The organism is Aliidiomarina quisquiliarum (assembly GCF_023922585.1).
Classification (GTDB): Bacteria; Pseudomonadota; Gammaproteobacteria; order Enterobacterales; family Alteromonadaceae; genus Aliidiomarina; species Aliidiomarina quisquiliarum.
Map to the genome: position 1 here is coordinate 600,796 of NZ_JAMFTN010000014.1, position 10,519 is coordinate 611,314.

8 protein-coding genes are annotated in these 10,519 nt (G+C 46.9%); 5 read left to right on the forward strand and 3 right to left on the reverse strand.

Going from position 1 to position 10,519, the window contains the following annotated elements; all coding sequences use genetic code 11:
- The first annotated feature begins 121 nt into the window (after positions 1–121).
- From M1L23_RS05565 to M1L23_RS05575, 3 genes are read left to right on the forward strand one after another with little or no spacing between them, the layout of a single operon-like run.
- The gene (locus M1L23_RS05565) at positions 122–1,192 is read left to right on the forward strand and encodes an efflux RND transporter periplasmic adaptor subunit (RefSeq protein WP_252626121.1); all 1,071 of its coding nucleotides are present in this window, start codon (positions 122–124) and stop codon (positions 1,190–1,192) included.
- Positions 1,189–4,410, forward strand: coding sequence for an efflux RND transporter permease subunit (locus tag M1L23_RS05570; protein ID WP_252626122.1), 3,222 nt, complete (start codon positions 1,189–1,191; stop codon positions 4,408–4,410). The genes M1L23_RS05565 and M1L23_RS05570 overlap by 4 nt, the downstream gene beginning before the upstream one ends.
- Positions 4,403–7,483, forward strand: a complete 3,081-nt coding sequence (locus M1L23_RS05575; RefSeq protein WP_252626125.1) for an efflux RND transporter permease subunit — start codon at positions 4,403–4,405, stop codon at positions 7,481–7,483. The genes M1L23_RS05570 and M1L23_RS05575 overlap by 8 nt, the downstream gene beginning before the upstream one ends.
- Before the next feature lie 72 nt (positions 7,484–7,555).
- Here the strand turns inward: M1L23_RS05575 and M1L23_RS05580 are convergent, their stop codons facing one another.
- A complete protein-coding gene (locus M1L23_RS05580) occupies positions 7,556–7,978 on the reverse strand; it encodes a DUF3192 domain-containing protein (RefSeq protein WP_252626127.1) in 423 nt (140 codons plus the stop codon).
- Between the two features lie 210 nt (positions 7,979–8,188).
- On the opposite strand from M1L23_RS05580, the gene M1L23_RS05585 reads away from it, so the two are divergent.
- Together M1L23_RS05585 and M1L23_RS05590 are read left to right on the forward strand one after the other, a co-directional pair.
- On the forward strand, positions 8,189–9,049 hold the full coding sequence (locus tag M1L23_RS05585) for an EamA family transporter (protein WP_252626129.1): 861 nt from the start codon (positions 8,189–8,191) through the stop codon (positions 9,047–9,049).
- A 78-nt stretch (positions 9,050–9,127) separates the two neighbouring features.
- Positions 9,128–9,505, forward strand: coding sequence for a Fic family protein (locus tag M1L23_RS05590; protein ID WP_252626136.1), 378 nt, complete (start codon positions 9,128–9,130; stop codon positions 9,503–9,505).
- 35 nt (positions 9,506–9,540) lie between these two features.
- Here the strand turns inward: M1L23_RS05590 and M1L23_RS05595 are convergent, their stop codons facing one another.
- Positions 9,541–9,843: a helix-turn-helix domain-containing protein gene (locus M1L23_RS05595; protein WP_252626137.1), complete on the reverse strand. Its 303-nt coding sequence runs from the start codon at positions 9,841–9,843 to the stop codon at positions 9,541–9,543.
- Positions 9,836–10,207: a type II toxin-antitoxin system RelE/ParE family toxin gene (locus M1L23_RS05600; RefSeq protein WP_252626139.1), complete on the reverse strand. Its 372-nt coding sequence runs from the start codon at positions 10,205–10,207 to the stop codon at positions 9,836–9,838. The genes M1L23_RS05595 and M1L23_RS05600 overlap by 8 nt, the downstream gene beginning before the upstream one ends.
- Positions 10,208–10,519: the final 312 nt, after the last annotated feature.

Below are 10,519 nucleotides of genomic sequence, written 5' to 3' on the forward strand. Positions count from 1 at the left end.
AATCTGTTACCGCACTTTTGTCAGATTGGCACAGTAGCTGCAAACATCACTACAAGAACAACCACAGAAAAACAAAATGCCTAGCATTTTGCCGATATAATTAATGAGCCAGAGGCTATTTATGACACAACGAAATATTTTTTCCGCAGCTGCAACCACCATTGTTATCGCACTTGCGCTTCTGCTAACCGCCTGTGGCAATATGGAGTCTCGGACTAAAAAAGCAGAGGTTGAAGTAGACGAACCTGGTGCTCCTGTTGAAACCATAGTAGTTGCCCAGGGCCGTATTCGCGCATCATTTACCGCTAGTGCCATTTTAGAAGCGGAAGAAAGCACCGACGTAGTGCCCCGCGTAAACGGTATTATTGAAAACATATTTGTTGAAGAAGGCGACTACGTAGAAAAAGGACAACCATTAGCCCAGCTTGAATCAAGCCGTTACGCCTTAGCTGTAGCGCAAATAGAAGCTGAACTGCGTAACGTTCGCCAAGAGCTAGAGCGTAATCAGCAGCTCGCGCAGCGCCAGCTGGTAAGTGCCGACTCGGTTAGCCGCCTGCAGTCGCAGCAAGACGCCCTCGTGGCACGCCTCGACTTAGCCAAAATCGACTTGGCAGAAACGACTGTTCGCGCACCTATTAGCGGCCATATTTCACGCCGGTACGCTCGTACTGGACGCCTTATTCAAGCCTGGCAGCCAGAAAGCATGTTTCATATTGTTGATAGTTCACTACTGCGTGCCACCGTGCATTTACCAGAACACGCACTAACCCATGTACGCCCTGGTTTGCCCGCCGACTTACAATTACAAGCGTTACCTGGCGAGCCTATTACCGCCACCGTGGCCCGTGTTAGCCCTGTTATTGACTCAGGCTCGGGCACCTTTCGCACCGTACTTTCTATTGTAAACAACGACTTTAAACTGCGGGCAGGCATGTTCTCTCGCATTCAATTGCATTACGCCGAGCGCGACAACGTGGTACGTATTCCACAAGACGCCCTTATTCGTATCGACAATCAGTCGCATGTGTTTATTGTTGAAGAAGGTACTGCTAAGCGCACTAACGTGGTAACAGGCTTACAAGACGGCGGCTGGTTTGAGGTAGTAGAAGGGTTGTCTGCTGGCAGCGTGCTCATTGTTACCGGCCAAAACAACTTACGTGACGGTGCTAAAGTTGAGGCTATTGCCCTATGAAACTACCTCAAATTGCCGTAAACCGCCCCGTTACTGTGGTTATGTTTACCCTTGCTATTGTACTATTTGGCATGGTGGCACTAGGTCGCTTGCCTGTAACTCTATTGCCCGATTTAAGCTACCCCACTTTAACAGTGCGAACCACCTACCCCGGTGCTGCACCTGCTGAAGTAGAACAGCTAATTAACCGCCCAGTGGAAGAATCGCTGGGTACGGTTCGTGGTGTACGCGAAATTACCTCCTATGCCCGGGCTAATCAGTCTGACATTGTGATGGAATTCGCTTGGGGCACCAACATGGACATAGCCGCCATTGAAGTGCGCGAAAAGCTAGACATGGTGCCTATTCCACTAGATATAGAAAAACCAATTATTTTGCGCTTCAACCCCAACATGGAGCCTATGATGCGCTTTGCCGTAAGTGGCGACGAAGACTTACAGCGCATGCGCCGCTATGCCGACGAAGAGCTTAAACGTAGCTTTGAAAGCATTGAAGGAGTTGCTGCCGTACGTACAGGCGGCGGGCTTGAAGACGAAGTTCATATTCTTATCGACGAAGCCATTACCAGCCAACTGAATATTACCCCCGAAATGGTAGTGCAACGCCTACGGGCTGAAAACATTAACCAAGCCGGCGGCCGCGTACAAAGTGGCCGTTTAGAGTTCTTGGTGCGCACCATTAACCAGTTTCAAGATCTCGACGATATGCGCGAGATTTACATCACCTCTATTAATGGCAACCCCATTAAGCTGGGCGACTTAGCCGAAGTGCGCATGGGCAATAAAGACCGTACTTCCATTAGCCGCGTAAATGGTGAAGAAGCTATTGAACTCAATTTATATCGTGAAGGCGACGCCAACACCGTAGCGGTAGCCGATACCGTATACAAACGCTTAGCCTTTATTAACAAGAATTTACCCCAAGGATATGAAATTGGTTTGCTGAGTGACCAGTCGCAGTTTATTCGTAATGCCATTGGGTCGGTAAAAAGCAATGCGGTGGTAGGTGGTTTACTCGCCATGTTGGTTATTTTGCTATTCCTACGCCAATTAAAGCCCACGTTAATTATTTCCATCGCTATTCCTATTTCTATTGTCGCCACCTTCTTTCTCATGTATTCGGCTAAGTTAAGCCTGAACATTATGTCGCTTGGCGGCGTAGCCCTTGCTGTTGGGCTATTGGTAGACAACGCCATTGTGGTGCTCGAAAACATTTCGCGCCGCCGCGATCTAGGCGAAGACACCCGCACCGCAGCCGTTGAAGGCACCAAAGAAGTGGGCAGCGCCGTAACCGCCTCAACCTTAACCACCTTGGCGGTATTTATTCCGCTTATTTTCGTCAGTGGTTTAGCCGGGCAATTGTTTTTCGACCAAGCATTAACCGTTACCTTCGCCTTAATTGCATCCTTATTAGTGGCCCTAACCTTAATTCCTATGTTGGCGTCGCGCGGTGTCAACGAGCAACACGAACCCATTCATAACATTACATTTTCAGTACCAAAGGCAGGGAAAAGCTGGCGTAAAATTTTCTGGCCTTTCACCCTATTGCGTTATGCCATGCTGGTGGCCATTCCAAGCGCCATTATTAAAGCAAGCCGTAAAACCAGCCGCGGTATTACCTTCGTTGTGGTTAAGTTAAGTAGCCCGTTACTTAATGGTTTTAATCATTTTATTGAGGCTACACGTCGCGCTCACAGCGCCAGCTTAGTGCGTATGCAGCGTCAGCCGCGGCGCTTTTTCTTCCTGTTCGTACTAATTACTGCCTCGTCGTTTTGGTTAGCGCCGTCACTTAAAACCCAGCTTATTCCCAGCATGGAACAACAAGAGTTTTATGTAGACATTGAAATGCCCCGCGGTACTCATATTACCGGTACCGATGCTACTTTAGCCGAAGTTGCCCGCTCATTTAACGACGACCCAAGGGTTGAACGCACCTATTCAGTAGCGGGTATAGGCAGCTTAATGCAAATTTCCGCCAACCAAGGTGGCGACTACTGGGGCCGCTTGCACATTATTACCAAGCAGCATTTAACTACCGCCGAACGCAACGAAGTTATTGAGGCGGCGCGAGTTCGTATGGCGCAGTTACCCGATGTAGCGAGCCGTATTGACTACCCTGCATTAATTAATATCGATATGCCCCTTTTGGTTGAAGTGCAAGGTCATGACTTAATTCGGGTACGCAACACGGTGCAAGATATTGTTGCGGCTCTTGAGCAAGAGCCTAATTTTATAGACGTGCGTGCAGGCATTGCCACCGGCCAGCCCGAACTGAGTATTCGTTTCGACCACGCTCGTTTGGCTTTCGCAGGTTTAAATGCACCGGATGTGGCCCGGGTTATTTCCACCAAAATAGGTGGTCAAGTGGCCAGCAAATATAACTTAGATGATCGCCAAATCGACATTCGAGTACGCTTGCCCGACGAGCGTCGCCAAGACCCACAGTCCATTGCAAACCTAATAATTAACCCAGGTGCAGAGCGCGAACTGCCCTTATCGGCAGTTGCCACTATTGTTATGCAAACAGGCCCAGGTGAAATTACTCGAATGAATCAACAACGGGTGGCACTGGTTTCAATGACAGTTGCCGACGGTAATATTCGCCAAGCAGGCGAAAGCCTTACAGCAGCACTGGCGCATATACAAATGCCACCAGGTGTAGCCATGCGGGTTGGTGGTCAAAGTGAAATGCTTGACGATTCTTATCGTTCACTTATGTTCGCCTTATTATTAGCAGTGTTTTTAGTTTACCTCGTTATGGCTTCACAGTTTGAAAGCTTTGGTCACCCTTTGCTTATTATGTTTTCGGTGCCTTTAGCCGCCTCTGGCTCGGTATTAGGCCTGTATATTAGCCAAACACCCTTAAGCGTAGTGGTGTTTATTGGCCTAATTATGCTTAGTGGTATTGTGGTGAATAACGCTATTGTATTGTTCGACAGAATTAACCAGCTACGTGAAGAAGGTATGGAAAAACTAGCCGCTGTTCGTGAAGCCTCGTCGCAGCGCTTACGCCCTATTTTAATGACAACACTCACCACCGTACTCGGTTTAGTGCCGCTTGCGCTAGGTATTGGCGACGGCGCTGAGCTTACCAGCCCAATGGCCATAACGGTTATTAGTGGCTTGTTATTTGCAACCTTACTTACTTTGTTATTTATTCCTTTGGTGTATCAGCTGTTCGACCGTAAACGTTTTGCTCAGGTAAATAACCATGACTAATTCAGCCGAGGTTAAAAGCAAATACAGCGCGCCTTTTGCCCGTTTTGCCCTGCGCCGCCCCGTAACCGTATGGATGGTGTTCTTCGCCATGCTTGTATTGGGCCTAGCGTCGTCGCGGCTACTGCCATTGGAAAAATTTCCCGGTATTGATATTCCACAGTTAGTGGTTAGCGCACCTTACCCCAATGCCACCCCCGCTGAAATTGAACGGCTTATTGTACGGCCGCTTGAAGAAGCTTTAGCCACGGTGTCGGGCATTAAAGAAATGCGTTCTTTTTCCCGTGAAAACGACGCCTTGGTGGTGTTGTTTTTCGACTGGGAAGAAGAAATAGGCTCGCGCAGTATTGAAATACGTGAACAAGTGGAAAGCGTTCGGCATACCTTGCCCGACGATCTTGAACGCATTTATGTCATGCACTTTAATACCGACGACATGCCGGTACTACAAATTCGAATTTCCAGCGAGCGTGACTTGTCGCTGGCCTGGGACTTACTGAGTAAACAACTAAAAGAGCCCTTAGAGCGCGCTGAAGGCGTGTCGAAGGTTGACTTATACGGCGTACAACAGCGGGAAATTATGATCCGCTTAAAGCCCGAAGCTATTATTGCCGCTGGTTTAACCGACAGCCAAGTAATGGGCATTTTGCGCACAGCCAACTTCACCTTGTCGGCTGGTTATATGGAAACAGAACGTACTCGCGTACGCTTGGTAGCGTCCGATGAATTTCACAATTTAGCCGACATCGAAAGCTTACCTATTAATGCGCACCTAACCATTGCCGACATTGCCGAGGTGTCGTACGAATTACCACGAGCTCAAGACGGTCGCCACTTTAACCAACGCTATGCTATAGGTTTAAGCGTATTTAAAGACTCGAGCGCCAACTTAGTCGACGTAGCTCATAATGTGGTTAGTATTATTGAAGCCGCAGCCCAAACACCAGAATTCAACGACATAGAGCTCATGATGATGGACAACCTAGCAGAAAGCGTTACCGACTCGTTACGCGACTTACTGCTAGCTGGCCTTATTGGTGCCCTGCTGTCGATTACTTTGCTATACGCATTTTTACGCGAATGGCGGTTAACTCTTATTATTGTACTGTCGGTACCTTCAGCCCTGTGTTTAACCTTAGGGGTCATGTACTTACTTGGCTACAGCTTAAATATTTTATCAATGATGGGCTTAATGCTTGCCGTAGGTATGCTGATTGATAACGCGGTGGTTGTCAGTGAAAGCGTACGCCAAGAGCAAGAGCTTGCTATTGCCGATAATCAACCCTTAAACGAAGCTGTGGTGGAACTAGGCGCTGCCCGAGTGTCGCTGGCTATTATTGCCGGTACCCTTACCACCGCCATTGTGTTTTTACCCAATATATTTGGCGCTAAAGAGCAGCTAACCATATTCCTAGAACACGTAGCAGTAGCTATTTGTATTTCTTTGCTGGCTTCGCTGTTGGTGGCACAAACGCTTATTCCATTGCTGTTAAGCAAACTGAAAGTAAAAGTAAAAAAACAGCCCAAGCGCGAGCCTAGGTTAAAGCCCGCCTACTTACGTTCATTACGCTGGAGCCACAAAAACCCTAAAACAACGTCGCTGATTATTTTTCTGTTATTTGCCAGTACCGCCCTACCTATTTCGCAGATTAGTAGCGACGGTGCCGACACGGCCTTCAACGACCGGTTATACATTAACTACGACATTCAGGGCCAGTTCGCGCTCGAAGAAGTTGAGCAAGAAGTAACTCGACTAGAAACTTACTTATATGCCAACAAAGACGATTTTGAAATCGATAATGTGTATAGCTATTACAGCACCAATTCAGCCACTTCAACGCTGTTGTTAAAAACCAAACGCAACTTAACCATTCCTCAAATTCAAGATCGTATTCGTGCCAACATGCCTTTGTTAGCACGTAGCAAAGTGCGCTTTGGCTTTCGGGGTGGCGACAACGACGGCGTACAAATTACCCTGAGTGGCCGCTCAACCGAGCTACTACAAGAGCTAGCCCGCGACATAATGCCGGTGCTTTCGCGCATTGAAGGCCTGGTCGATGTACAAACCGACAACCAGCAAGCCGCAGAAGAGCTACAAATGCATGTAAGCCGTACTCAGGCCGAACGCTATGGCTTAACCACCCAATCGGTAGCCAACCAAGTGTCGACCGCCTTGCGGGGCAGTAATTTGCGTTCATTTCGACATAACCCAGAAGGCGACGTACGCATACGCGCTGCGTACCCTGAAGCCTACGAGCTTGATTTCGACTTGCTACAGAATGTGGTGATTGGCCGCGACGAAAATGCACTCATACGGTTAGACCAAGTGGCACAGTTCGAACGCCACCCACGGCTGTCGCAAATTAGCCGTTATAACCGCCAAACAGCCATACGAATTAACGCCAACCTCGACGGCCTTACCTTAAGCGAAGCCCGCACTGTATTGGAAAAAACCCTTGCCCAAGTTGAATTGCCGCCGGGTTATAACTGGTCCCTCGACGGTGGTTTTAGGCAGCAACAAGAGCAAAACAAAAACATGGCCGTGAACATGCTATTAGCTATGTGCTTAGTGTATATGGTGATGGCGGCTTTATTTGAGTCGCTGCTGCTGCCCACGGCCGTAATCGGCTCGTTGGTATTGGCCATAACGGGCGCTTTCTGGGGCTTATGGTTTACTGGTAACAGCATTGAAATGATGGCCATGATAGGCATGCTTATTTTAATGGGGGTTGTGGTAAACAACGGTATTGTACTGGTAGACCAAGTGAACCAACTGCGCGATGAAGGCTTTAACTTAGAAGAAGCCATTATTGAAGGTACCTCGCGCCGTATACGCCCAATTCTAATGACCGTAGCCACCACCATACTGGGCTTACTACCGCTGGCCTTAGGTAACACCCAAGTAGGGGGCGACGGCCCTTCCTACTCTCCCATGGCCATTACCATTATTTCAGGCTTAATTTTCTCAACGGTTACTAGCTTGTACTTTATACCACACGCCTATAGCCGCCTGCTGTACTGGCGCGACCATTGGAGCAGCGTAGCTGGCCGCAGCAAGTTGCCAGTTAAGGCGTAAGCACAAACCGCAGACAACAAAAAAGCCATCGCAAGATGGCTTTTTTGTGGGTAACGCGAAACGTTTTAAATATTAATTGTTATTAAGAAAGATTAGTTTTTCTTGGCCCCAGCCAATTAACTCACCATTTTGAAACACCAAAGGTGTACATTCGTCTTTGGTGGTTAAACCGTCTTTATGTACCCGCTGAGTACGGTAGTAAAGTACGCGATAGCTAACGTCGCCTTTGTTAAGCTGTTCGTCGAAGTCGGGCGTGCCCATTAACGTCAGCACACTTGCAGGCTGGCTACCTAAGGTAAGCCCAGCTATGGCTGCGCGGTTCTTTTTTTCTAACTGACTGCTAGAAAGTTCGCTGGTTACTTTTTTATCGCCGTCGACCACCACAACACAACCGCTTAACAGCGTGGTGCTCAATGTAGCCGTAAGAATAAGTGCGCCACATAAGGCAACAGGGGTAAGGCGCTTTCTGCTAGAATAGTTTTTATTTAAAGTCATCACGTAAACCTTTTTAAGTTGTTATCAATTGAGCCCTTAAAACTCTTCATGCCAGTTATAGCAAGTAGCTTGCCAACTCATAGCGCCTTTATAATCAACAACTTACAAAAGTGATTGCAATTGCCATTTGTGAGATTAGCTAATAAGTAATATATTTCACCACTTTCAGTCTGCTTTTATACAGTATTTTTTCATTAAGGATTTACTTTTATGCCCATTTTAATTGTTGTTACCCTGGTTTGGGCATTTAGCTTTTCGCTCATTGGCGAATTCCTCGCCGCCGATGTCGACCCTTACATTGCTGTCTTTGTGCGAATGATATTAGCCTTTGCGGCCTTAGCCCCCTTCTTACGCCTAGCCCAAACAAGCAAACGCCTGCGTTTTTATATGATGGGCATTGGTGGTGTACAAATTGGCTTAATGTATATTTTGCTCTACCACGCTTTCTTATATTTAACCGTGCCGGAAGTGCTGCTGTTTACCATTTTTACCCCCTTATACATTGCCCTTATCGACGAACGCCTACTGAATAAGAAACGCTTACCCAACCGTTGGTGGCTAGCCGCCCTTATATCGGTAATTGGCGCCGGCATTATTCGTTACCAAGGCATCGACAGCCAGTTCCTCACCGGCTTCTTGCTCATACAAGGCGCCAACCTTTGCTTTGCCGCCGGCCAAGTGGCCTACAAGCGCCTAAAACTGCACAGCGCCAAAGAGCAACTACAGCACTACGCACTTTTCTTCTTAGGCGCCGCCATTGTGAGCGGTATCGGCATGGCCCTCTTCGCCAACATGGCACGCATACCTATTACCACCACACATTGGGTAGTGCTGGTATGGCTTGGCCTCGGCGCCTCTGGCGGTGGTTACCTGCTGTGGAGCATGGCCAGTAAAAAAGTAAACATCGGCCAACTCGCCACCATGAACAACGCCCTAATACCCGCAGGCTTGCTGGTGAACTTCCTTATTTGGGGACAAAACGTGCAATGGAGCCAACTTTGGCTTGGTGGGCTGTTAATACTTTATGCCGTGTGGCTGTGCCGGCCGGTGGGGTTGTCAGGCGCGAAATGAAGTTAAAGAAAAAGTGCAGTGCTATTCAAGTACCCGCTTTACTTTTCGAGCCAGTAGACACCAAAACCTAAATAACGCGTGACATTAAAACCTATATTTGATGTCAGGCTAGAGCTTTCCGATACTGGGCCAGTATATATTCGCCAGTCAATGCATACGCCACCGAACCAAATTGCCATCAGAGATATGATGCCTACGCTATTCGATTTATTGGCTGCAGAAGATAATCCCGCAGTAAGGGTTGTTTTAGGACATTTTGTTTTTGTGTACATTCATCCTTATTTTGACGGTAACGGCAGAATAGGTCGATTTATTATGAATTTAATGATGGCTTCCGGTGGTTACCCATGGGCAGCTGTACCTGTAGAGCGGCGCAATGAGTATATGCAAACATTAGAGTCAGCCAGTGTGGAACAAAATATTGTGCCCTTTGCTAAGTTTTTAGCTTCGTTATAATCAAGGCTTTATGCCGTGTGGCTGGACGCGCTTCATTAAGCTATGGCGTCCAGCCCTTTAGTTTTTGCTAGTGATAACATTTTTAAAGCAGCTCCTCTCGGCTTACTTTCACCTTGCTCCCATTTTTTTACCAGCTTGTCGCTTACATTCAAATAACGAGCAAATACAGGTTGAGAGAGGTTATTTTCAAGCCGTAAAGCACGCACCTTTTCAGGTGTAAACTCGTGCAATGTTGTTAAACATAAAGCATCAAATTTGCGCATGGTGGTTTTATCCATTGCGCCTACTTCATGCAAACCTTTAGCCGTATCATGTACAGCTTTTAAAATATCACTCATAGTAACCCACCTCGATAAGTTCCCCATTTTTTACAAGTTGATTTAACTCATCCTGACTAAATTCTAGAAACTCTTTGGCTAACTCATTTAATGCTAATTGTTCTTTTGATGAAATATTAGCCCTAGAGCTCTTAGCGAATGCATATAGGAAAAAATATTTGTTACCTATCACAGCGCCAACAATAGTACGATAGCCGCCACTTTTACCTTTGTTACCAAAAGCAATGCGCTTCTTATAAACACAGCCACCTAGATCAGCATCAAATAGCCCTTCACTCATTTCTTTACAAGCGTAAACGAGAGCATAATCAGGTATCGCTTCTTTTTTAGTTAATGAAGCAAACACTTTAGTTTTATAGATCAAAGTATACCCTCAAAGGGCATACTTGCAAGCAGAATGATGAACCCCATAAACAAACTTAAAAAAACCTAGGGGTTATAAATAGTACAACACAAAACCCGAGGTTTGAGTTCCAATGCCGTAGCTAATTGCGCAAAAGTTTATACTAACGCTTGGCTCCATAACCCCAACTACTTGGATGAATTAAGTGTGTAACTACCCCGTAAAATAATACAGATTACTCGTAGAATTTCTTTTAAGCTAAACGAAAGGAGTTTGACGATGAGCAAACGAAAGACTGAAAGCCAAATTGTGGCGATTTTGAAAGAAGCTGAA

Excerpts from the sequence above, each read along its gene's own strand:
- M1L23_RS05565 (WP_252626121.1), top strand. The coding sequence starts at position 122 with ATGACACAACGAAATATTTTTTCCGCAGCTGCAACCACCATTGTTATC.
- M1L23_RS05570 (WP_252626122.1), top strand. The coding sequence starts at position 1,189 with ATGAAACTACCTCAAATTGCCGTAAACCGCCCCGTTACTGTGGTTATG.
- M1L23_RS05575 (WP_252626125.1), top strand. The coding sequence starts at position 4,403 with ATGACTAATTCAGCCGAGGTTAAAAGCAAATACAGCGCGCCTTTTGCC.
- M1L23_RS05580 (WP_252626127.1), bottom strand. The coding sequence starts at position 7,978 with ATGACTTTAAATAAAAACTATTCTAGCAGAAAGCGCCTTACCCCTGTT.
- M1L23_RS05585 (WP_252626129.1), top strand. The coding sequence starts at position 8,189 with ATGCCCATTTTAATTGTTGTTACCCTGGTTTGGGCATTTAGCTTTTCG.
- M1L23_RS05595 (WP_252626137.1), bottom strand. The coding sequence starts at position 9,843 with ATGAGTGATATTTTAAAAGCTGTACATGATACGGCTAAAGGTTTGCAT.